The organism is Dolichospermum sp. FACHB-1091 (assembly GCF_014697585.1).
Taxonomy (GTDB): Bacteria; Cyanobacteriota; Cyanobacteriia; order Cyanobacteriales; family Nostocaceae; genus Dolichospermum.
Map to the genome: position 1 here is coordinate 70424 of NZ_JACJSB010000017.1, position 22850 is coordinate 93273.

Genomic DNA, 22850 nt, shown 5'->3' on the forward strand with positions numbered 1-22850 from the left:
GAGAGATTTATTTAATCACTAATGAATAAAAATTTAATTGGTTTAACTGGTGGTATTGCGACGGGTAAAAGTACAGTTGCTAATTATTTGGCTACAGGTTACAATTTACCGATTTTAGATGCAGATATTTATGCGAGAAATGCTGTGTCTTTTGGTTCTCCTATTCTATCAAAAATTGTAGGAAAATATGGTGAAGATATCATATTTAATGATGGTAGTTTAAATCGAGGAAAATTAGGAGAAGTTATCTTTAATGTTCCAGAGGAACGTCATTGGGTAGAAAGTTTAATTCATCCTTATGTTAGAAGTTGCTTTGATAAGGCTATTCAGGAATCATCTGCAAATACTTTAATTTTAGTAATTCCTCTATTATTTGAAGCGAATTTAGAAGGTCTAGTTAATCAAATTTGGGTTGTATCTTGTTCGGAACAACAACAACTAGAAAGATTAATGGCAAGAAATAATTTAACAGCAGAACAAGCAGCAGCAAGAATTAATAGTCAATTACCTATTGCTGAAAAAATCGCCCGTGCTGATGTAAATTTAGATAATTCCTCTAATTTAGAATCGCTTTTACAACAAATAGATAGAGTGATAAAAAAGGGTATTTAGGGCTTGCTGATAGCGTGGCGTTAGCCATATAAACCTAAAACCATTTATTAACAAAGGGTATCGTGGATTTTTACCACAAAAAGTGCCAGGTTTTGGCTAATGGTGTTTCAAAATGAATTGCATTTTTCTTTGTCGGATTTGGAAAATTGAGGATATCCAGACAGTTAAAACTGTTCCCTGTTCCCTGTTCCCTACCCTCAGAGATTGCGCGAAACAAAATTTAACTTTCTCCCCCCACTACAACATCCTTAATTCGCAAACTCGGACCACCGCAACCCACCGGTAAACCATTTTGTCCACCTTTACCACAACCCCCGGATTCATCCCAGTAAAAATCATCACCAATGGCTTCTATATCTGCGAGGGTTTGGAAGACGTTACCGGAAAGGGTAACATCTTTTACGGGTTCAGCAATTTTCCCGTTTCTAATCATCCAGGCTTCCCCAGCAGTGAAAGTGAACATTTCCCCATTCGTCATTCCACCTAACCAATTTTGGGCATAAACTCCTTCTTTGATATCAGTAAATAAGTCGGGAACTGGGGTTTTCCCGCGTTCAATCCAGGTATTTGTCATTCTGACAATGGGTGAAAAGTGATAATTAAGACAACGAGCATTACCCGTGGGTTTCTCCTCTAATTTACCAGCAGTTTCACGGGAATGCAATCTACCAACTAATACACCATCCTGAATTAACTGGGTAGTCGTTGCGGGTGTACCTTCATCGTCGTAAAAATAACTACCGCGATGTCCTTGGGGTACAGCACCATCAAATATTTGCAGTTCTTCTGGTCCAAAACGTCTTCCTAAAGTCATAACTTCGAGAATATCCGGGTTTTCATAGGCCATGTCCGCTTCGGAAAGATGTCCGAAAGCTTCATGAACAAATAAACCAGTGAGAATGGGATCAATAACTACGGTGTAAGTGTTGCCTTTGATTGAAGGTAATGATAAAGACGTAACGGCTCTTTCTGCCGCACCTTTAACTTGTTTGTCTAAATTAGTTAGGTCTTCGTAGGCTTTGCGAGAACCAGTGGTTTCTCTGCCGGTTTGTACTGTGTCTCCATTCCTGGCTGTGGCTGCAAAGCGCATTTCCATATCTACCCAAGATTGGTCAATGAAAGTCCCTTCTGATGTGATAATAATCACTCTCTGGCTGCTGTCACTATAACGGACGGAGGTAGTAGTAATACGGCTGTCTAATGTTTTCATTAGTTCCGTATAGCGATCGCATAATTGTTTTTTCTGCTTCAGCGAAACTTGACGGGGATCAGTACCCAAGATCGGTAATTGACATACTGCTTGGACAGGATCAATAGGTGCGAGTATAGTTTCTTCATCACCAATTATCCGGGCTGCGGCGATGGCTTCTTGTATGCGCTCTTCAATGGTTGCTAATTTATTAAAACTACTTAATCCCCAGCCACCTTTATAACAAGTACGAATCTGGCCACCAATAGAAATACCCTCACTGAGAGTTTCCACTTGCTCACCACGTAAGACAATATCTGTTCCCTCGGCTTCTTCTAAGCGAATCATTAAATAATCCACACGGGAAGAGTAACGGGAAATTAAATCTGAGAGGAGATTTTGAACATCAGTAAGTTTAGTTGTCATTGCAAAATTCACTATCAGTAGGTTGGCGTTAAAAATTGTCGTTATGACAAGGGAACAGGGAACAGGGAACAGGCTTCGCAGTGAGCGTCAGCCGAACGGTTTTGGGCAACTTTACTTTTCGTTACTTATGTCGTTTTTTTCCGTTCACCTACTTAAACTACATTTATTTTTACTCAAAAACATATTTTTCTGCTACTTTCCAATACCGAGAAAACCGCTTTAAATCAATATATCCATCATATTCAAAAAACGGTTCTACAGCAAAAACTTCCAATTTTGCAGACTTTTCAATTTGATCACAAATATCACTAAACAGGGGACTGGGGCTATCTGTAGTCACCACATGATTAGTATTATGTTCTTGAGCAAACGCTAAAACTTCTGCTGCTACATTCCCCCTGCGAATTTCTACAGGTAATTCTAGCAAACATTCGTAAATAAACGTGAGGCGTTTTAATCCAATATGCCATTTAGCAATTAAAGCATCATCCCAAACCCAAAGGGCTGGGGCTTGGGGATATTCTTGAAGTGCGGGGTTGTAGGGACTCAGACAGTCTCCATTTACCCAAACAATTGGTTTAGTCATCATCTACGCTTATCTATGTCAATAAAAAAATATATACCTATCTTAAATCATAATGGTGAAGCTCGATCATGTTCAAAAAGCTCAAATCCTTTAAATGCCTGTAGAATAAGCATTCTAGCTTGTCACTTAACCCGTGAATTGCGTTGTCAATAAATTTTTGCTCATTTTTACCAAATCGTAACTATAGATACACACAATTATAACAAGCGTGGCTAACATGATAAAAATATTTGCTCAAAATATTTGATTAACAGGAAACATCAATAATCAAAAAACCATTGTTCTTGTTCATCTTTCCCCTTTAATAAATACCAGCTAACAGGAGTTTACCTTCTTAAATAATTTACTTGACAAAATAATCTTTACTGCCTTAAACACAAGGCTCAATAACACTTAATCATAATTTGGTATAACTGAGGATTTAGATGGGGAATCAAAAACACTTTTGTGATACAGCACTTCCCGATGTTATGAGGTACAAGAACCCCACCCCCAACCCCCTCCAATATCAAAAGTTTATCCTTTTCTTCCCCCCGCTGCGGGGGGATTGAGAGGGGTGCGAGGAGGGGGCAAATGAAGTACCTCATAAGAGCGGAAACCCCTGTAATTTCCCAAATTATTGAATATCCGCAGTTAACCTCCTGGTGATATTTCAGCTAAACAATCAAGGAGTTAACCATGGTTCGACAAATGTGCTGGTTATCTAAGTCTAACGGTGATGATGAAAAGATTTTGTACTTGCAAACTGCATCTGGACAACCTTGGCGGCCTTATACAGCTTTTCCGCAATTTTCAGTTCCAGATCATCGCGTTCCTCGCGGTTCTAAGGGTTGGGCCACTTATCAAAAACTCTTAAAAGCAGGTTGGACATTAGTACCTAGCGCTAGAGGCAGCGAATTTGGCGAAAGTTTTTATACAGAGTCAACAGTGCAAGCTTCATAACCGATCATACTATCATCTCTAGATTTTTCGCGCCTTTGCCTCCTGGAGGGAAATAAATTCATCAGTTAAACCCCTAAGACCTTACAATGGATAAGGTGTGTTAACTGCTGTCAAGAACATTTAGAGAACATTTATATTTATGCCCCCTCGTTGGCCTCGCAAACCAGACCGCAAAGATCCAGAGTTTCGTAAACTAGATGATCGCATGAATTTCGCTGTTCATGTCGGTATTTGTGCAACTGTGACTTCGGGATTGTGGTTTTTCCACATTTTGAAAAATACTCCCTGGGAATGGCTACCAGGGTTAACAATTGGTTGGATAGGCGTATTACTACTGCATCTAATTTACATTGGTGCGATCGCTAATTACGACCAAACTCCACCAAAATCTACCTAAAGAATGAAAATTAAGCTAGGGTATTCTCACCTGTGGTAGTAGCTCAAGTCTAGCTACTTGAGTAATAATGTGAAATAAGCTAAGATATCCCAATGTTACTAACAATGAGATTGTATTTATGGCTCAAATCAATACCACAGAATTACTAGAAACCCTAGCCGCAGAAATTGGTGAAAGTGTTTATATAGATATTGCTAAATGGCATCTTTATTTATCCGATGCCAAATTGCATACTATTGTGGCTGAAAAGTTGTATCCTTTAATTACTTCTAATGAAGTTACTGAAGATAGAGTAATTGAAGTTTTAGAATCTATTCCTGTAAAAATTGGTGGTGGGAGAAGGGAACTACCTTTAGTTGATTTATTACCATTACAATCTCAAGTTACCTTAGTGGATATCTTAGAAAAATATCAACGGGAAATATAATCTTTACTTTCTTACCATTCCCATTGGCAGATTTACACATTTGAATAATGGAGGTTGATCAAAATGTTTTTACAAATCAAAGATAGCCGCGATTTGGTGAAAATAGTAGATATTCAAGAACTATTTGACCCCACTATTAAAATCGTCCATGCCCAAGATCAAGAAGGACAAGAAGAACAGGAAACAGATATTTATAAAAAGGAAGAATTAATATTTCCCTCTGGGGAAAAATTACCACGTTGTTGGTTAGATGCCCATTATAGAGAGGCTTGCTTAACTTGATTTTAAGGCGTTGCTGAAACCAGGTATGAATTTAGGTGTAGAGACGTTCCATGGAACGTCTCTACAATCTTTACCGGAGATGTCTAATGGATAGACTAAATGAATATCAACAAATTATCCAGGAAGTATTAACTGATTGTTTTAGGTTTTCATCCCTTAGAAATTCGTCCTTATACAGAATATGCTGTGAGTTAAAAACAAAAATAGATCCCCGACTTCTCTAAGCAGTCGCGGATCTAAATAAATTCATTGTCCAGTAGTCAACTTAACTAAACCCCTACTTTTTCTTCTTCTGTTACACCCTCAGCACCTTGAGAAAAGGCTTTAGAAATCCAATAGGTGAAAATATGAGAAAGTACACCTAAAGGACCTGCAAATAAACACAAAGCTATTGAGTGAATTGTCCAAATGCCGGTTTTTTGTCCTTGCCAATAAATCCATCTTCCCACAAATAGATCCATGACTAAAAAATGAATCCAACCTGTAGCAGCAGCAGTTTCATTACTAAAAAACTTGGCTATATCTGCTAATTGAGGATTTGATAAAGCAGCAGCATTTTCTGGGGTAATGCTAGTGACAAATAAATACAAATACCCAGCAGCTAAAACCACAAAAGGTAGATAAGATTCCATGACCTTGCGGGTGACATTCCAGTTAGGTAAAAGAATCATCAAAGCCCAAAAAGGCAAAACAAAAACATTCGCAACATTAAACAAATCTGTGGTATTCATATTACAAAATTACAAAGTTACTAATTGAGATTCTATTGCTGAAGATTGTAAATTACGACCGATAAAAACTAAACTGGTTTGTTTTGCTTCTTCTAGTTTCCAAGGACGATCATAAAATTTATCAAATCTATTCCCTACACCTTGCATAACTAACCGCATGGGTTTATTAGCAACAGCTACAAATCCTTTAATACGGTAAATTTCTTGTTCCTGTGCTAGTTTTTCTAATCTTGCTTGTAGCTTTTCCGGGTCAAAAGTCCGGTTTAAAATCACGTGAGTTGAGTTAATTTCATCATCATGATCATGGTCTTCTTCCGTGTCATGGTGACTAGGACGATTATCTAAATTATCTTCAACTGCGGCTGCAAATCCTAATAAGATAGATGGGTCTAATTTACCATAATCACTAGCGACAATTTTCACAACTCTCGGTAATTCTTTTTTGACTAATTCTAAAACTTGTCCTTGAGTTTCACTATCAACTAAATCAGTTTTATTCAAAATCACTAAATCAGCACAAGCAAGTTGATCTTCAAACAATTCTTGTAATGGTGTTTCATGTTCTAGACTATCATCTTCTTGCCTTTGGGCGGCTATAGCATCTAAATCACTAGCAAAAGTTCCCGCAGCAACCGCAGCACAATCTACTACTGTAATTACTGCATCTACTGTAGCAGCATTGCGAATTTCTTGCCAACGAAAGGCTTTAATTAAAGGTTTCGGTAAAGCCAACCCAGAGGTTTCAATGATAATATAATCAATACTATCGCGGCGTTTAATTAATTCCCGCATGGTGGGATAAAATTCCTCTTGCACGGTGCAACATAAACAGCCGTTTGTCAGTTCAAATATGTTAGTATTTTCTGGAGTTTCTTGTACTTCATCTTCTGGGCAAATTTGACAGGATTTTAATAATTCTCCATCTATTCCCAGTTCACCAAATTCGTTGACTAATACTGCTATGCGTCGTCCTTGGTTGTTTTGGAGTAAGTGACGGATAATGCTGGTTTTACCGCTTCCTAAGAAGCCAGTGATAACGGTAACGGGGATCTTTGTAGCCATGTTTTGTGTGTAGTTTTGAAATCAATTTTACCATATATTGTCACCCCAGATACCCAAATTATTCAAGAAGTAAAGGATCTAGTGAGAGATAAACTGTACCCAGTTTAAAGATAATTTAATTTTAATACTATTATATAAACTTCAATGAATTAATTAATTCCTCACATCTTTCTTCTCTCATTTCTGAGATAATATTAGTAATTGTATCTTGTAAAAATTGATTGTTAAGTCTTTGATTAAGTATTTCTCCTCTGTGAATAATGCTTTTTTTGATAATATGCCAATCAGGTTTAATTTGTAATTCTGTTTCTAATAATTGTTTCTCTTCTGGGGATAAACAATGAATGATTTCGACTAATTTTTTGACTAATTCCCTGTTCATAGTTGTGGTTATTGGTAAGGAATAATTGTTGATATTTATTTGATTATAACCTAAGTTACTCTATTTAACCCAATACTTATCAGTTAAGCTCAAAAAAATCAAATTACGTAGGTTGGGTTGAGGAACGAAACCCAACATTTATCAGGCTTTGTTGGGTTTCACTTTGTTCAACCCAACAAAGGCTGATTTTACTAATTATTAGTTTAAAAGCCCCTCTCCGTGTCGGAGAGGGGTTGGGGTGAGGTCAGATTATTTTAAGAATATCCAATATCTATCATTTTGAAAAATTCCTGGACTACTTCATCTGGATTGTTATAACATCTTTCAGAATCAAATCTTTCTACAACTTTGATACCGTTTTTCTTGAAAATGCGTTCTCTTTCTTGTTCCTCTACTCTGCGTTTTGGGATGTGAAATGGTCCATCAACTTCTAAAACTCCCCATTTACCGTTATAACAAATGAGAAAATCAGCTTCTTTGTTTTCTCTCCCTTTGGCTGTGGTAAGTCGTGCTAAAGAGTTGGGTACAAATAAAACTCCAGTTCTGTCTAATGCTTCAGCAATTTTGATTTCTGTTTTTGATCGAAAACGTAGTCTTTCCCAAGTGTGAATTTTCCGATCTGAACGAAATGGAAATCCTTGGTTATTAAAAGTATTATCTACATCAATATTCTTTTCTGGCTTATTGAAATTATTATTTCTTTCAAAAGTTTTGCTTAAAATTAAATCTGTAGTTTCTATAATCTTTTTATATAAACTGGCAAATTCTCCAGGCTCAAAGTTACCGTTTATAGGTCGTCTTTCTGTTTTAGAATAATTAAAATAACCACCCTCAAGTCCAATATAGACATATTCAGAAATTACTCCATCCAAGTTTGTTTCACAGTTAATATGCGAATCTTTTATACAAGCCCCTGTTAGAATTGCATTGTGAAAATTTGTACGGATTAATTTAGCTAAGTGCAAATTAGCGTTAGAGAGATTAGCATTACTAAAATTAGCGCAACTGAGGTCAGTTTCTTCAAAATTTGAATCACTAAGATCAGCGTCACTAAAGTTAGTCCAGGAAAGTTCTGCATAACTGAAGTTTGCATGGTTTAAGTTTGCTTTATTAAAATTTACAGGGTCAGGATGTTCAAAGTTAGCGGTACTCCCGCTAAGATTAGCATTACTAAGATTCGCCCCAGTCAGGTCTATAGCTATCATATCAACATGACTAAGATCAGCTTTACTTATGTTAGCTTTGCTCAATTTAGTTTCATAAAGACAAGCACCTGCAAGGTAAGCATGGCTAAGATCAGCTTGACTCAAATTAACTGTCCATAAATTAGCATTCATAAGAAAAGCTTTTTTAAGATTAGCACCTGTCAAATCAGTATCTTTAAGATATACGTTTGAAAGGTCAGGTATTATATCTGGATTTTCATCTCTCCACTTATTCCAAACCTCTACCCCTTGCTTCAGTATTGCTAAATGCTCCTCATCTGGGTGAAACATTATTTTTATACCTAAAATTGCCAATATTGGAATTGTAACCTAATTTTATTAAGCTGAGAATGTAATCAAAATAGCGATCGCATTTGGCGTTAACTAGGTTTTTTAGTGTTTTATATGACACAATAGTTTATGTTGTGTTTTTTAGCTATTGATGTTAACTCAGGCAGAATTTGAGGAATTTATAAATGATACAACAAAACAAATTGATGGTGATATTTTATGGATTGAAGATGAAGACCATTCTCCTGCTGTAGAATTTCGTGTTGAACTTACCTCAAATCCTGGTTATCCCATTTTTGTTAAAGGTAGTTATAACTCGCTAACAGAAAAACTGACTTACGCACTCATCCATAGGGCTGCTGGTAGAATATATGCTTTGGATTTAGGACAAGATCATAAAAATCCTGATGGAAACCTAGTGGGAGAAAAACACAAGCATCGCTGGAGAGAGCCGTATCGAGATAAAGAAGCTTATGTTCCACCAGATATAACTGCTCCTGTCACCGATCCAGTCAAAGTATGGCAACAGTTTTGTCTAGAGTCAAAAATAAAGCATAATGGAATTATGCAAGATCCACCGCCATTACAGCTAGATTTATTCATCTAATGTTAAGCCCTTGTGAAGAAATTGCCAAAACGATTGGAGAGTTGTTTACCTGTTCAACGGTCAACGACTATATCCGTATACGTACCCCATTTCTTTATCCTGACGGTGACGTTATTGATATATATCTAAAGGAAAAAGAGGGACAATATATCTTGACAGATTTAGGTGAAACTTTACGCTGGCTACGGATGCAAACTATATCTGAGAAAAGGTCAGAAAAGCAAGAAACGCTAATTCAAGATACGCTATTAACTCATGGTGTTGAAAGATATAAAGGAATGTTAATAATTAAAATTCAAGAAAATGAAAACTTAGCTTCTGCTGTCACAACTTTATCGCAAGCAGCATTTAGAGTTTCTGATATTTGGTTTACATTTAGAACTAGAGCTTTTGAGTCAATTATAGAAGAAGTAGCAGAATTTTTAACAGAGAAACAAATACCTTTTGAACAAAATAAGAAATTTGCAGGGCGTTCTGGGCGTTCTCGAAAAGTAGATTTTTGCACCGAATATCGCCAACAAACATCATTAATTGATGTACTAAGTACAGCAAGTGTGGCAGCAGGTAATAGTAGGGCTGACAATGTTTTTACTGTTTGGTCAGACCTTAGCTACCTTCAAGAAAGAAATTACAAATTTATTTCATTATTTGACGATACCATAGACATTTGGAAACTTGAAAATATTACTCTTCTAGAACAAGTGTCTAATGTAGCATACTGGTCGCGCAAAGCTGAATTTCAAGAAATGCTCCTTATATAATATCATTTTTCATAAGTATATTAATGAAATTTGTAAAACCATCCCTAGAATACTATTTAAACCTTCAATATCCCGTCACTCTTTACCCTGACGCAGAACAAGGTGGATATGTAGCAGAAATAAAAGATTTACCTGGATGTTTCACTCAAGGAGAAACCCTAGAAGAGATAATAACAAATATCAATGAAGCGCGGGAATTGTGGATAGAAACAGCTTATGAAGCGGGTGATAATATTCCTTTACCCAGTGAAAAAGATATCATAAATGATCCACTAGCTGAGTTTATTGGTTTGGTAGAAAATGGGAGTTTAGCGCAAAATATAGATCAAGAATTATGAGATTAATTTACTAAATTTGATATTCGTGCAAAAAATCTTTTGCTGTCCTCATTCGTTATTTTCCCTGCGAACTTCTCGCACAATTTCACAAATCTCTTCTGTTGTCATCAGATATATGTTATAATACAAATTATAACCTAGCTAAAGAATTATCTTATGGCTGATAAAATCTATGTCATCAACTCTGCAAAAATCGGTAATCAAGATGGTTTTCGTCTCCCTCGTTCTTTTTTTAAAGACTATCCCCATTTAGCTAATACTTCAGGCTATATAGAAGTGTTATCTGATAACACATTTTTAGTGAAATTAGACACAAAAGATGTTGCAGAAAATAACGAGGATGAAAGCATAATGTTAAGCCTCTTTTTAGATTTTCTCATGAAGGATGCTATCCAAAATCCTTCTCAATTAGTTGCATATACTCAAGAAATGAGTGCAGAAATAGATGATTTATTAGCTGATGTAGTTTTAGATTAATGGCTGTATTCAGTTGTATTGTTTTTTAAAGCATTTAAAGAACAAAAAATAATTAAAAATAATTAAAAATAATTAAAAATAATTATTATTCTCTGGTTAGGTTTTCCCCGCAAGGAAGGTGATAAAAAAGATTGTTATCAAGTATTTACAAAAAAGGTTGAAAATGGTGATTTTCCTGAAAGTATTGAGCAATTTATGGCTGAATGTAATTTAGATGATTCTAAATTGGGGTAATCTCCCTCTGGTTGCTTTCATGCACATAAAAACAATCACAGGGAAATTACCCCCAGATATTTTAAGTTGAGATGAGTTGAGATGAGTTAAGAAAAGTTAATATTTCTTAACTCATTACTCAGCAGTTACCAATTCAGTGCTACCTTTTGTCCGTTTTCGGGTTAAGGTGTTGTAAACCATGATCCCAATGGCTTTAATTAAATTACCTTCCAATTCTTGGAACATCTTCATGTTCACACCAAAGGCGGCATTTGCTTCTTCTACAATGCGATCGCCTGTGGTATCATCAATGGGCATAGCATCCAAATTTCGCCGATATTCGGCTTTAAATGCCTTCTCGTCGCTAATATCTGCAAATTCATAAAAGGCTGTCCCTTCCCCTTCACCCAATTTCATCGCAGTTTGAGCAATACCCTTGAGAATTTGTCCCCCCGATAAATCACCTAGATAACGGGTATAGGAATGAGCAATTAATAATTCTGGTTCGGTAGCAGAAATTTCCCGAATACGGTTGACATAGGCCGCACCCGCAGGGGACAATTTAATTTGTTCCCGCCAAAGTTTGCCATAGTAGTAAGTTAAATCCTGTTCTAAGGTGTGCTTACGGTTAAGTTGGGGAAAGTAAATTTTACTCAACACTGGGTGATGTTTGTGTTTTTCCATCTCCTCTTCCATGGCTGAGTAAATAAAGTAAAAGTTAGCAACCAACTTGCGGTAGGAGTTTTTTTCTACAACTCCTTTTAAAAAACACTTGACAAAACCCACATTTTCTGCCATGGTATGTGCTTTCTTTGTCCCTACACGTAATTTGCTTGCTAAATTGCTGCTCATATTAAAATTCTCAACTGTAAAAAAATTAACTTCTGGACTTTTCTGAACACATTGGTCAAAAAATCCCACTAAAAGGTTAGATTAGAACTGTTTTATGAAAATTTATATTAAAAATTATTAAGCAAGAAAACGACATCTTGTTTCACCAGGGTCGAGAATGATCAAAAAAAATGCTATTCTCCTGTGTAATTATCTGGGGTTCTTAAACTTATGGTTTCATCAATGGTTCAGACTCAAGGCTGTATTTCCGAATTGGTGACAAAGGTGGAAAATAGTTGGATGTTAAATTCCATACCTTTACCAACCAATGCTTTATTCGGTACAGATGGTATTCGTGGTCAGGTGGGAGAACTGCTAAACGCGCCTTTAGCTTTACAAGTGGGTTTTTGGGCAGGTATGGTTTTAGGTAGTCATGCTACCTGTCCAGGACCAATTATTCTGGGACAAGACTCTCGTAATTCCAGTGATATGTTAGCCATGGCCTTGAGTGCTGGCTTAACCGCAGCGGGGTTAGAAGTGTGGTATTTGGGATTATGTCCTACCCCTTGTGTAGCCTATCTGGCCAGCACCACTAACGCCATTGGTGGAATCATGATTTCCGCCAGCCACAATCCACCAGAAGACAATGGAATTAAAATATTTAATGCAGATGGTGGTAAGTTACCCCAAGCCCTACAAATGGAAATTGAGGCGGGATTACGTGGTAAATTATCCCTGGATTTTAGTATAAATAATTGCGGTAGACATTATTACCGTGCGGAGTTAATCAAAGATTATAGTCAAGCTATACAAGCACCTTTACAGTCTGGACCGAATCTGCAAGGGATGAAGATTGTTTTAGATTTAGCTTGGGGGGCGGCGGTAGGTTTAGCACCAGCGGTATTTACGGAAATGGGTGCGGAGGTAATTTGTTTACATAATGAAGCAAATGGCGATCGCATTAATGTTAATTGTGGTTCTACTCACCTAGATATTCTCCAAGCCGCTGTTAAAGCCCATCAAGCGGATTTAGGCTTTGCTTTTGACGGCGATGCAGATCGGGTTCTAGCTGTGGATAATACGGGCAGATCAGTGAATGGTGATTATATTCTTTACCTTTGGGGTCGTCATTTACAACAAAAGCAACAACTACCAGATAACCTGATAATTTCCACGGTCATGGCCAATTTGGGCTTTGAAAGAGCTTGGCAACAGATAGGGGGTAAATTAATTCGCACCGCAGTAGGTGATCAATACGTTCAAGCGGAAATGCGGAAAACTGGAGGAATGTTAGGAGGAGAACAATCAGGTCACATTGTTTGTAGTCATTATGCTATGACTGGAGATGGCTTATTAACAGCGCTACATATTGCAGCGGTGGTGAAAGAAGCGAATAAGTCCTTAGCAGAAATGGTAGATCAAAGTTTCCAAACCTATCCCCAAATATTACGAAATGTGCGAGTATTAGATCGTGAACGGCGACTAGGATGGGAAAATTGTCAACCCGTACAACAAGCGATCGCAAAAGCCGAAGCCGCCATGGGTGATAATGGTAGAGTCCTCGTCCGTGCCTCTGGGACCGAACCCGTAATTAGAGTCATGGTAGAAGCCGCTAATGCTGAACTTGTTAACCATTGGACAAATGAATTAGTTTCCCAAGTCCAACAACACCTGGCTTAAAAGTTCAGAAACAACAAACTTAAAATTTTGTTACAAACCACGACATACCGATAGGTTAATCGGTCTTTTGTGCTATACTGTCACGGTATAATTTAGATATCTTTTGAGAACACAGGGAATCTTCTATGACTCTTCGTCTTGGTGATACAGTACCTAACTTTACTCAAGCCTCTACCCATGGGGAAATTGACTTTTACGCTTGGGCTGGTGATAGTTGGGTAGTGCTATTTTCTCATCCTGCTGATTTTACACCAGTTTGCACCACCGAACTAGGAACTGTTGCGAAACTCAAACCAGAATTTGACAAACGCAATGTGAAAGCGATCGCGTTGAGCGTTGATGATGTAGAATCTCACAAGGGTTGGGTGGGAGATATTGAAGAAACCCAAAGCACCACCCTGAATTACCCAATTTTGGCAGACCCAGATCGTAAAGTTTCCGAACTTTATGATATGATTCACCCTAACGCAGCGGCTACTGTTACAGTCCGTTCTGTGTTTGTGATTGATAACAATAAAAAACTCCGTCTTTCTTTTACCTATCCTCCCAGCACGGGACGCAATTTTGATGAAATTTTGCGCGTCATTGATTCTTTGCAATTAACTGATAATTACAGTGTTGCTACCCCCGCAGACTGGAAAGACGGTGAAGATGTAGTGATTGTACCATCTTTGAAAGATCCTGAAGTCCTCAAGGAAAAGTTTCCCAAAGGCTATCAAGAAATTAAACCTTATTTGCGGATGACTCCTCAACCTAACAAGTAAGTTTTCATAACAGCAAATATTTCATTGTAGGGTGGGTTAGCAACGGTGTAACCCACCATTACTTGTTTGTTGTCTTACACTCTCGTTGCATTACTTATTTTTTGTTGAAGAGAAGTAATAATTTCAGGAGTTAATTCTGCTTCTGGTTGTACTACTTCCCGTTCAGCTAAAACTGATTTAATTTGACTTTCCGAAGCTGTTCCTAAACCTTGTAACAGTGTTTTAAAACTCTGTTCTTGTTCAATTATTTCTTTTTCTGGTGTTGCTTGAATAAACTCTGTGGATACGGCTTGGCGAGTTAAAGCATAAACTATATATTGATTCAAAGAAACACCTTCAGTTTCAGCTAACTTAATTAAATGTTGGTGTAGTGTTTCTGGTAATCTCAGTGTTAATTGACTCATAACTAAATTTCTCCAGAGGCTAATTTGATTACTAACTGTGTGGGTGTCAGAACTGGTAAACCTAAAGATTGTTTTGCATTTTGAATAGTTTTATATAAAAGATTAAGATTATTCAGTATCTAGGATCTTAAGATTAAGCCTATTACATGACTTAATAAGGTTTAACTTAAAACATTCAAATATTGGTTTGTTGACATCATTCATATAATTTTTATGTTCTAATTGTTTTATTTCGTCTATAAGAAATGAATAATCTTCCAATGATAAAAAAACATCTAAAAACGGTAGAAAAGGATAAATTAATTGACTATTTTTTTCTGCATCATCTAGATTAGATGAATCACAAAATATATTTATATTTATTTTGAAAATTTTCGTAGTAAAATCATGATCATTGTTCAAAATATTAGGTAATTTAATTAATTCAGATATGAAATTTATTTTTTCGTTCAAATTCATATTTGAATAAGAATTAATAAAATACTCTGATACTTCATTTGATGTGATAATTAAATACTGAACTAAATCCAATTTTAGATGATTTTCTATTGCAAATGACTTTAATTTTTCCATTAAGAACCCAGATGTTGCCTCAAAAATTATTTCCTGTTCTATAAAGAAGAGTTCTGACAAGAATATATATCTATCTTCTTTCGTTTTATCAATGATTTCTCCTATCTTTTTTCTATCTATTGATTTAAAAAAATCTTCATGTTCTTCTAAAATACACTCGAACACTAACATATATCGTTTAATAATGTTTTTGTCATCTGGCTCATCAAATAAAATCTTTTTCAGACAAAATATAAAAAGGTTAGTTATGTATTTTTCCGAAGCTGGTAAATGACGACCTATTAAAAAATGACTGACACCTTCTAAATTATCTGGAAAATATTTACCTTCTACATCACGTTCTAAAGCATTTGATAAGGCTTTTCCAATAACAGGAGGTTGACTAAGTAATACTTCAATAGCTGTTCTAATATGGGTACGAACTAATTCAGGCGTTGGTTGAAATAAAAAACCTTCAACATTTAAAACAGGATGAGCGCAACGGTGTCTATCTTTTTGAATTCTCTCTAGATGCTCATACTCTGTTTCTGTCAACATCTTCACAGCGTTGAAAGCTTTAGATAAAATAGTTCTCTCCCAACTAGCAACTTGCGTTTTATCTTTACCAGTGCGAATTGTGTCAATTCCCTCAAGGCATTTTTTAGCGGCTGGATCACCAAATGTTTCAGCAAGATAGCGAAACTTTTGATAAAGGTCATATACTACAGCGATCCAAATAGAGACAATAGCAGATCTATAAGCTCCCCCAGAATAGGAAACTATAGCCTCTGCTGCATATCCTCTAATATTTTCATCATCAATATCTAACAAAAGAGATTCAAGATCAGCGAGTTGACTATAGCGTTTCATAAAAAAACCTGCAAAATTTTGGCATGATATTATGAGACAGTGAAAGGATTAATTATCTGCAACCCGTCAATATTTGAATAACCAAAATCCTCTGTATAAAGTGTTTGAATATTAGCTTCTAAGCAAGCAGCAACAATCATGGAGTCCCAGTGGGAAAGACTGAAACGATTCATCAGATTTTCAGCACGATCTATAATACTCCAGGTAGGAATAACAGTGTACCAAACCTGCTGTAAATCACGAATATATTGATAAGCTTGGGTTTTGTCATATCCTAATTTTTCTAATTTTCGGCTTGCTGCTAAATATTCACACGCAACTTGCCAAAGTAAAACACCATCTGTTAGAGACAATACTAGAGATGATGCTTTTGCTTGTTTGATAGGATCACGGGGATCGTTGACATAAATTAAGATATTAGTATCAACGGCGTTCATGCAGCATCTCCCGTGTAAAATGAGGTGCATTTAATGGAATCGGATTTTGCTGCATTCGTGAAATTAGAGATTTGAGAAACCGTTGTTTACTTTCTACATCGGAAATAGGAGGTGAAACCACAGAACTTGATTGGATGAGTAATTCCACCTCAGAACCTTCAGGTAAATTACAGGCTGTTTCCAAAATGAATGTGCCGTTACGATAGACTGCTTTTAGGGTAGGGGGCATAATAAAAAACTCCATAATTTAATTATTGTAGAGCAAGTTAAGCCAATAATCAGAATCACCCATCAATTAACAAGTTAATATTACATTACAACACAACCTTTGTGACTTTACCTCTCACATTGTCTCTGGCAGTTATAGAATAATAACGATATCCTTGTAAAGCCTACCAAGAAGACAAGGTAGCGATTAAGTAGCAGATTTGACAGAATTGTAACACCAAACCTCTGTATCCAGAAGACATTAGTAGCATTTTAGAAGTTCGTAAAATTTTTATGGTTTCCCAAATTCGTTTTTTGATGTGCGCTCCTGACCATTATGATGTGGATTATGTGATTAATCCTTGGATGGAAGGTAATATTCATAAGTCTTCACGCGATCGCGCTGTAGAACAATGGAATAAATTATACAATGTCATTAAAGATCATGCCATTGTTGATTTGGTCGCTCCCGAAAAAGGCTGGCCTGATATGGTATTCAGTGCCAATGCGGGTTTGGTCTTGGGTGAAAATGTCGTTCTCAGCCGCTTTTTACATAAGGAACGTCAAGGGGAAGAACCGTATTTTCAACAGTGGTTTGCAGAAAATGGTTTTAAGGTTTACACTTTACCCAAGGATCTCCCCTTTGAAGGCGCTGGAGACGCGCTTTTAGACCGGGAAGGGCGTTGGTTATGGGCTGGATATGGTTTTCGGTCAGAATTGGATTCTCACCCCTTCCTGGCTAAATGGTTGGATATTGAGGTGATTTCTCTGCGCTTAATGGATGAGCGTTTTTACCACCTTGATACCTGTTTTTGTCCTTTAGCAAATGGTTATTTGCTGTATTATCCCGGTGCTTTTGATTCCTATTCTAACCGCGTTATTGAAATGCGCGTCGCACCAGAAAAGCGCATCGCTATTATGGAAGCTGATGCTGTTAACTTTGCTTGTAATGCGGTGAATGTTGATAGTATCGTGATTATGAACAAAGCCAGTGATGGTTTAAAATCACGGTTAGCAGAGGTTGGTTTTCAAGTTATTGAAACTCCTTTGACGGAATTTCTCAAAGCTGGTGGTGCTGCTAAATGCTTGACTTTGCGGGTTACAGAACCTGTGAGAGAAGAACTACACGCTAATGTATCTGTAGAAAGTCGTGTGGTTCGCATGGAAGGGCATTTACTAGATGCGGGGTTAATTAACCGCGCTTTAGATTTAATCGTGGAAATGGGGGGAAGTTTCCAAGTTCTGAAATTCAACTTGGGAGAACAACGTCAAAGCACTTCCGCTGCTGAGGTCAGGGTATCTGCACCATCCCATGATGTCATGGAAGAGATTATATCTCAGTTGATTGATTTAGGCGCAGTTGATTTACCCCAAGATGAACGAGATTCTAAATTAGAACCAGTTTTACAAGCGGGTGTAGCCCCTGATGATTTCTATGTCAGCACGATTTATCCTACTGAAGTTCGGGTAAATGGACAATGGCTGAAAGTGGAAAATCAACGCATGGATGGAGCGATCGCTATTTCTCAAACTAGTAATGGTATAGTAGCAAAATGTAAACTATTGCGGGATTTAGAAATTGGTGAACAGGTAGTAGTTGATGTCTTGGGTATCCGCACTATCAGGAAAGCGGAATCACGAGAACAACGCAATTCTCAAGAATTTAGCTTCATGTCCTCCGGTGTTTCCAGCGAAAGACGAGTAGAATTAGTTGTGGAACAAGTGGCTTGGGAATTACGTAAAATTAAGGATAGTGGTGGTAAGGTAGTTGTCACTGCTGGTCCTGTTGTCATTCACACTGGTGGTGGTGAACATCTGTCACGACTGATTAGAGAAGGTTACGTTCAAGGTCTTTTGGGCGGAAATGCGATCGCTGTTCATGATATGGAACAAAATATCTTGGGTACTTCCCTGGGTGTGGATATGAAGCGCGGTGTAGCGGTACGCGGTGGACATAGACATCATTTAAAAGTAATTAATACTGTCCGCAGGTTTGGTAGTATTGCTAAAGCTGTAGAAGCAGGAGCGGTTAGAGGTGGGGTGATGTATGAATGTGTGAAAAATAATATTCCCTTCTCCCTCGCTGGTTCAATTCGTGATGATGGACCTTTACCCGATACCCAAATGAACTTGATATTAGCACAACAGGAATATTCGCAAATCATCCAAGGTGCAGATATGATTTTGATGCTATCTTCCATGTTACATTCCATCGGGGTAGGAAATATGACCCCCGCAGGTGTGAGGATGGTTTGTGTGGATATTAACCCCGCTGTAGTGACGAAATTGAGCGATCGTGGTTCAATAGAATCTGTAGGGGTAGTAACAGATGTGGGTTTATTCCTCAGTCTGCTACTTCAGCAATTGGATAAGTTGACCAGTCCTTATGTTGCTAATGTAGGCTAAGGAAGGTCTCACGCAAAGGCGCAAAGACGCAAAGGGTTTTTCTGGGCGTTTTTGTGTCTTTGGTTTGGAAGTTTTTTGACGCAGAGGCGCAGAGACCGGGATTTTTCTCGCAAGAGGAAAAAATCATTGATGAAAAGCCACACTAAGTGGAATTTATTTGATATATGAAGCGCGGCGATGCTCAGAAATAAATGTCACTGGTTGTTATTTTGTACCAGTTGCGTAAGTCCTGAATTTTATATTCTGTACATAAGCAAAAACTATTGTAACTGTTATATGACGATATGTTTAAAACTTGTACATTTTTATTAATATGAACATTAAAACGGTGTTTTTACCTGTAAATGTAATATTTTTCCTAGCTGGGGATGGTAAAAACTCAACTCCCTTGCGTGTAAATATAATCTACTGACACTCTTGAGACAACCATAGAGTTTATCCCCTAAAATCCTCATTCCCAGTCCTCTCTTATCAGCAGCATGAACCCGTAATTGATGGGTACGTCCAGTCAGAGGTATAAATTCTATTCTAGTATTTTCTCCTTCTCTGCCGATTACGCGAAAGCGCGTTAAACTAGGCTTACCCCGTTCTAAATCCACTTGTTGATAGGGACGATGATCTGGATTTCCCCATAAAGGTAAATTAATTTCCCCTTCATTAATAGTTAGAGAACCTGTAATTATAGCCTCATAAACTTTATGAATTTTTCTTTGTTCAAATTGTTGACTTAATTGGGAATAAGTAACTAAATCTTTAGCTATTAATAAAATCCCAGAAGTATCTTGATCTAAACGATGTACAGCTATTATTTCCTGATTATATAAATAACTTAAACGACTAATTACACTATCTTGATTATGAGAATAACGACCCGGAACAGACAATAATCCTGATGATTTATTGACCGCAATTAACCAGTCATCTTCATAAATTATTTCTGGTTTATTTAGCCTTAATCCTGATAATAAAAATCCCATTAATGGCTGACATCTTTCTAAGCAAGCACCATAAAATTCTCCAGAAATTTTATTTTCTATAGAAGAATTACCCCACCAAAATTCAGCCATTGCTAAAGGTTTTAATCCATGGGTTGCAGCATAATGTAATAATTTAGGAGCGCAACATTCCCCCGTTCCGGTTGGTGTCCCTCCTGGTAATAATTGCTGTAAAGATAAAGATTGTCCAGAAAAATTAGTTAAGCTATATGCAGCGTGCATTTCTGTTTGTAATTGCCGAGATATTTGTTTACGCTGTTGTCTTAATTCCGTAATTCTCCTATCTGCGGCGGTTATAATCTCCTGCAAAGGCTGTAAAACTTCATTTTGACGACGTTTGATATTTCGTCGTTCAATTCCTTGTTGACGGCTTTCTGCTGCTAGTTTTTCTAAGGCAATTTTTAGAGATTCACCGGTAAGAATTTGCTCTAATTTTTGCCGTTGTTCCTGTCGTTCTAGTTTGCTATGATGATGATGTGAACTAATAGCTTGTAATTCTTGAATATATTCATGAGAAAGAGTTTGATATGTTTGTCTTTCAGGAATTTTTTGTAGATTAATTATCTGTTGTTTAATAGTTTCTAATTCTGCTAAAGTCTGAGTTTCTAATACAGCCACTTCCTTTCTACCAGGAATAGGTGAAACCCAACCTGCAACCATACCATTACCATTTAATAAACCGGAAAATGCCTTAATAACTCTTTGTTCACCATTGGCTAATTCAACTAATAAAATACCATACATTTTTCCTTCACGGGAATAAAGATGATTTTGCTCAATTTGTTGCATGAGACTATGGGCTATAGCTTCAGCTAAAGGGGTACGGGGTAATCTTAGTATTTCACCACTTTGGGGACATTTCCCTTCATAGTAATAGTTTGGTTGTGAGGGGGAAATTATAGAATGAGGGTTGATAAAATCGGAAATTGGATGAAGAATAGTCATAAAATATAAGATTGCAAAAACGTTCCATGAAATGTCTCTAGCAGGGTTTAAAACGACGTTATGAGCTACAGACTTTAATCATAAAAATCTTGTAGTGCGGGCAATCTTGCCCAATAAAAGTGTACCTCACTTAGATGAAATCCGCTGTATATTCAAATTATATACGCGACGTAACGCACCATTATTAATTAAAATATTAATTAAAAAATAAACTCTTCAAAGGTACGTTATGCTGTCGCTAACACACCCTACTAGTGTTAAGAAAATAATAATAGCTACAATATACTACAATATAAGTGGTTAGGCGTTATGGGGTTTTATAAACATGAGTTGGACAGAAAAACTAGAGCAATTACAAGCTTTATTTAATGAAGTTGACCAGGCTTTGATAGCCTATTCTGGGGGGGTTGATAGTACATTAGTGGCTAAGATCGCTTATGATGTTTTAGGCGATCGCGCATTGGCTGTAACTGCGGTTTCTCCTTCTCTATTACCAGAAGAATTAGAAGACGCGAAAATCCAAGCTGCAACTATCGGAATATCTCATAAAATTGTCCAAACACAGGAAATGGACAATCCTAATTACACATCTAACCCAGTAAATCGTTGTTATTTTTGTAAAAGTGAATTACATGATACCCTCAAACCCTTGGCTTTAGAACTAGGTTATCCCTATGTGCTAGATGGTGTAAATGCAGATGATTTGCATGATTATCGTCCAGGAATCCAAGCTGCAAAAGAAAGAGGTGCAAGATCACCTTTAGCAGAAATTGGTGTGACTAAAGCCGAAGTGAGGCAAATTTCCCAAAAACTAGGTTTACCTTGGTGGGATAAACCCGCTCAACCTTGTTTAAGTTCGCGCTTTCCCTACGGTGAAGAAATTACCATAGCCAAATTACAGCGGGTAGGTAGAGCCGAAATTTATTTACGAAGTCTAGGGTGGCAAAATTTACGAGTTCGTTCCCAGGGTGATACAGCTAAAATCGAATTATCACCAGATAAAATTAAAGATTTTGTTACCATGACAGATTTACCAAGTCTAGTATCTGTATTTCAAACCTGGGGATTTATTTATGTAACTTTGGATTTAGAAGGTTATCGTAGTGGTAAACTAAATCAGGTTTTACCTCCAGTTGCTTTACAAAAATAATAAATCTAAAACAGAACCTTGTCTAGATGGGCAGGGTTTGTTTTTAAGATTCGTTTTTTAGCTACGTCTTGGTTAAATCCTATTGATTTTATTTTTGTGTTATTTTTGTGTGGGCTATTCGAGTTAATATCCAAAATAGTCAGGTAATGATTTATAATCAGGGTTTTATGGACTGTATTCATTTGACGGGGATTCGCGGTTATGGCTATGTTGGGTATTTACCAGAAGAAAAGGTATTAGGACAATGGTTTGAGGTGGATTTGAAGTTATGGGTAGATCTGGCGGAGGCTGCAAAAACTGATGCTATTAAAGATACAGTAGATTATCGTAGTGTTATTAGTTTAGTCCAAAACTTGCTGAAAACATCTAAATTTGATTTATTGGAAAGGTTGGCAGGTGCGATCGCTGATGCTATTCTTGAAGAAAGTAGTCTGACTACCCAAGTACAAGTTACTCTCATTAAACCTGCAGCACCAATTCCTGATTTTGATGGTAATATTCGCATTGAATTGACTAGAAGCAAATCAAATTTGTGAAGCAAATGTCTATTTTTTGAACTTGCTGAATGAAAGTATGAATTTTTACCACTGTTAAATCTTGTGGGGTGGGCATCCTGCCCGCCAGACTGATACAAATTAATACACAACAGCTGATCCTAATATATTTTTGCAAAACCTACCT

General features: G+C 37.0%; 26 protein-coding genes and 1 pseudogene. 15 read left to right on the top strand and 12 right to left on the bottom strand.

Annotated elements, in window-relative coordinates:
• Nucleotides 1-21: 21 nt before the first annotated feature.
• Entirely contained in the window at nt 22-612 is a 591-nt protein-coding gene (coaE, locus tag H6G25_RS12505) for a dephospho-CoA kinase (RefSeq protein WP_190392763.1), read from the top strand.
• A 220-nt stretch (nt 613-832) separates the two neighbouring features.
• Here the strand turns inward: coaE and H6G25_RS12510 are convergent, their stop codons facing one another.
• Nucleotides 833-2227: a TldD/PmbA family protein gene (locus tag H6G25_RS12510; protein ID WP_190392764.1), complete on the bottom strand. Its 1395-nt coding sequence runs from the start codon at nt 2225-2227 to the stop codon at nt 833-835.
• 169 nt (nt 2228-2396) lie between these two features.
• Nucleotides 2397-2813, bottom strand: coding sequence for a DNA polymerase (locus H6G25_RS12515; protein ID WP_028088849.1), 417 nt, complete (start codon nt 2811-2813; stop codon nt 2397-2399).
• Nucleotides 2814-3491: 678 nt separating this feature from the next.
• On the opposite strand from H6G25_RS12515, the gene H6G25_RS12520 reads away from it, so the two are divergent.
• From H6G25_RS12520 to H6G25_RS12535, 4 genes are all read left to right on the top strand, one after another.
• On the top strand, nt 3492-3755 hold the full coding sequence (locus H6G25_RS12520; protein WP_190392765.1) for a hypothetical protein: 264 nt from the start codon (nt 3492-3494) through the stop codon (nt 3753-3755).
• A 139-nt stretch (nt 3756-3894) separates the two neighbouring features.
• Nucleotides 3895-4152, top strand: a complete 258-nt coding sequence (locus tag H6G25_RS12525) for a hypothetical protein (RefSeq protein ID WP_028083324.1) — start codon at nt 3895-3897, stop codon at nt 4150-4152.
• A gap of 118 nt (nt 4153-4270) precedes the next feature.
• On the top strand, nt 4271-4579 hold the full coding sequence (locus tag H6G25_RS12530; protein ID WP_028088851.1) for a DUF3181 family protein: 309 nt from the start codon (nt 4271-4273) through the stop codon (nt 4577-4579).
• A 63-nt stretch (nt 4580-4642) separates the two neighbouring features.
• Nucleotides 4643-4861: an acetyltransferase gene (locus tag H6G25_RS12535; RefSeq protein ID WP_190392766.1), complete on the top strand. Its 219-nt coding sequence runs from the start codon at nt 4643-4645 to the stop codon at nt 4859-4861.
• Nucleotides 4862-5130: 269 nt separating this feature from the next.
• Here the strand turns inward: H6G25_RS12535 and H6G25_RS12540 are convergent, their stop codons facing one another.
• The 4 genes from H6G25_RS12540 to H6G25_RS21195 form a co-directional block, all read right to left on the bottom strand.
• Nucleotides 5131-5592, bottom strand: coding sequence for an ABA4-like family protein (locus H6G25_RS12540; protein WP_137906713.1), 462 nt, complete (start codon nt 5590-5592; stop codon nt 5131-5133).
• A 9-nt stretch (nt 5593-5601) separates the two neighbouring features.
• Nucleotides 5602-6654 carry a cobalamin biosynthesis protein CobW gene (gene cobW / locus H6G25_RS12545; RefSeq protein ID WP_190371153.1) on the bottom strand — a complete coding sequence of 351 codons (1053 nt, stop codon included), beginning with the start codon at nt 6652-6654 and terminating at the stop codon, nt 5602-5604.
• A 130-nt stretch (nt 6655-6784) separates the two neighbouring features.
• A complete protein-coding gene (locus H6G25_RS12550; RefSeq protein WP_190392767.1) occupies nt 6785-7036 on the bottom strand; it encodes a hypothetical protein in 252 nt (83 codons plus the stop codon).
• A gap of 254 nt (nt 7037-7290) precedes the next feature.
• Nucleotides 7291-8556: a pentapeptide repeat-containing protein gene (locus tag H6G25_RS21195; protein WP_242034947.1), complete on the bottom strand. Its 1266-nt coding sequence runs from the start codon at nt 8554-8556 to the stop codon at nt 7291-7293.
• Nucleotides 8557-8683: 127 nt separating this feature from the next.
• Here H6G25_RS21195 and H6G25_RS12565 point away from each other — a divergent pair, with 127 nt between their 5' ends.
• From H6G25_RS12565 to H6G25_RS12585, 5 genes and pseudogenes are all read left to right on the top strand, one after another.
• Complete coding sequence (locus H6G25_RS12565) at nt 8684-9139, top strand: hypothetical protein (RefSeq protein WP_190392768.1); 456 nt, start codon at nt 8684-8686, stop codon at nt 9137-9139.
• A complete protein-coding gene (locus H6G25_RS12570; protein WP_190392769.1) occupies nt 9139-9900 on the top strand; it encodes a DUF1828 domain-containing protein in 762 nt (253 codons plus the stop codon). The genes H6G25_RS12565 and H6G25_RS12570 overlap by 1 nt, the downstream gene beginning before the upstream one ends.
• A 23-nt stretch (nt 9901-9923) precedes the next feature.
• Nucleotides 9924-10238: a type II toxin-antitoxin system HicB family antitoxin gene (locus H6G25_RS12575; protein WP_190392770.1), complete on the top strand. Its 315-nt coding sequence runs from the start codon at nt 9924-9926 to the stop codon at nt 10236-10238.
• A 156-nt stretch (nt 10239-10394) separates the two neighbouring features.
• Nucleotides 10395-10715, top strand: a complete 321-nt coding sequence (locus tag H6G25_RS12580; protein WP_168359807.1) for a hypothetical protein — start codon at nt 10395-10397, stop codon at nt 10713-10715.
• A 75-nt stretch (nt 10716-10790) separates the two neighbouring features.
• Nucleotides 10791-10949, top strand: a pseudogene (locus tag H6G25_RS12585) (type II toxin-antitoxin system YhaV family toxin); the annotation flags it as partial.
• A 114-nt stretch (nt 10950-11063) separates the two neighbouring features.
• On the opposite strand, the gene H6G25_RS12590 reads toward H6G25_RS12585, so the two are convergent.
• Nucleotides 11064-11780, bottom strand: coding sequence for a heme oxygenase (biliverdin-producing) (locus H6G25_RS12590; RefSeq protein WP_028084925.1), 717 nt, complete (start codon nt 11778-11780; stop codon nt 11064-11066).
• A 210-nt stretch (nt 11781-11990) separates the two neighbouring features.
• On the opposite strand from H6G25_RS12590, the gene glmM reads away from it, so the two are divergent.
• Together glmM and H6G25_RS12600 are read left to right on the top strand one after the other, a co-directional pair.
• A complete protein-coding gene (glmM, locus tag H6G25_RS12595) occupies nt 11991-13439 on the top strand; it encodes a phosphoglucosamine mutase (protein WP_190392771.1) in 1449 nt (482 codons plus the stop codon).
• A 125-nt stretch (nt 13440-13564) separates the two neighbouring features.
• Nucleotides 13565-14203: a peroxiredoxin gene (locus H6G25_RS12600; RefSeq protein WP_028084927.1), complete on the top strand. Its 639-nt coding sequence runs from the start codon at nt 13565-13567 to the stop codon at nt 14201-14203.
• Between the two features lie 74 nt (nt 14204-14277).
• Here the strand turns inward: H6G25_RS12600 and H6G25_RS12605 are convergent, their stop codons facing one another.
• From H6G25_RS12605 to H6G25_RS12620, 4 genes are all read right to left on the bottom strand, one after another.
• A complete protein-coding gene (locus H6G25_RS12605; protein WP_190392772.1) occupies nt 14278-14607 on the bottom strand; it encodes a toxin-antitoxin system HicB family antitoxin in 330 nt (109 codons plus the stop codon).
• 108 nt (nt 14608-14715) lie between these two features.
• On the bottom strand, nt 14716-16029 hold the full coding sequence (locus tag H6G25_RS12610; RefSeq protein ID WP_190392773.1) for a hypothetical protein: 1314 nt from the start codon (nt 16027-16029) through the stop codon (nt 14716-14718).
• Nucleotides 16030-16058: 29 nt separating this feature from the next.
• Entirely contained in the window at nt 16059-16466 is a 408-nt protein-coding gene (locus H6G25_RS12615) for a PIN domain-containing protein (RefSeq protein ID WP_190392774.1), read from the bottom strand.
• Nucleotides 16453-16695, bottom strand: coding sequence for an antitoxin family protein (locus H6G25_RS12620; RefSeq protein WP_190392775.1), 243 nt, complete (start codon nt 16693-16695; stop codon nt 16453-16455). The genes H6G25_RS12615 and H6G25_RS12620 overlap by 14 nt, the downstream gene beginning before the upstream one ends.
• Nucleotides 16696-16967: 272 nt before the next feature.
• Here H6G25_RS12620 and H6G25_RS12625 point away from each other — a divergent pair, with 272 nt between their 5' ends.
• Nucleotides 16968-19079, top strand: a complete 2112-nt coding sequence (locus H6G25_RS12625) for a TIGR00300 family protein (RefSeq protein WP_190392776.1) — start codon at nt 16968-16970, stop codon at nt 19077-19079.
• Nucleotides 19080-19399: 320 nt separating this feature from the next.
• Here H6G25_RS12625 and H6G25_RS12630 read toward each other — a convergent pair whose 3' ends face one another.
• Entirely contained in the window at nt 19400-21019 is a 1620-nt protein-coding gene (locus H6G25_RS12630; RefSeq protein WP_190392777.1) for an RluA family pseudouridine synthase, read from the bottom strand.
• Between the two features lie 325 nt (nt 21020-21344).
• Between H6G25_RS12630 and larE the strand changes: the two genes are divergently transcribed.
• Nucleotides 21345-22169: an ATP-dependent sacrificial sulfur transferase LarE gene (gene larE / locus H6G25_RS12635; RefSeq protein WP_190392778.1), complete on the top strand. Its 825-nt coding sequence runs from the start codon at nt 21345-21347 to the stop codon at nt 22167-22169.
• A gap of 167 nt (nt 22170-22336) precedes the next feature.
• Nucleotides 22337-22705 carry a dihydroneopterin aldolase gene (gene folB / locus H6G25_RS12640; protein ID WP_190392792.1) on the top strand — a complete coding sequence of 123 codons (369 nt, stop codon included), beginning with the start codon at nt 22337-22339 and terminating at the stop codon, nt 22703-22705.
• Nucleotides 22706-22850 lie beyond the last annotated feature (145 nt).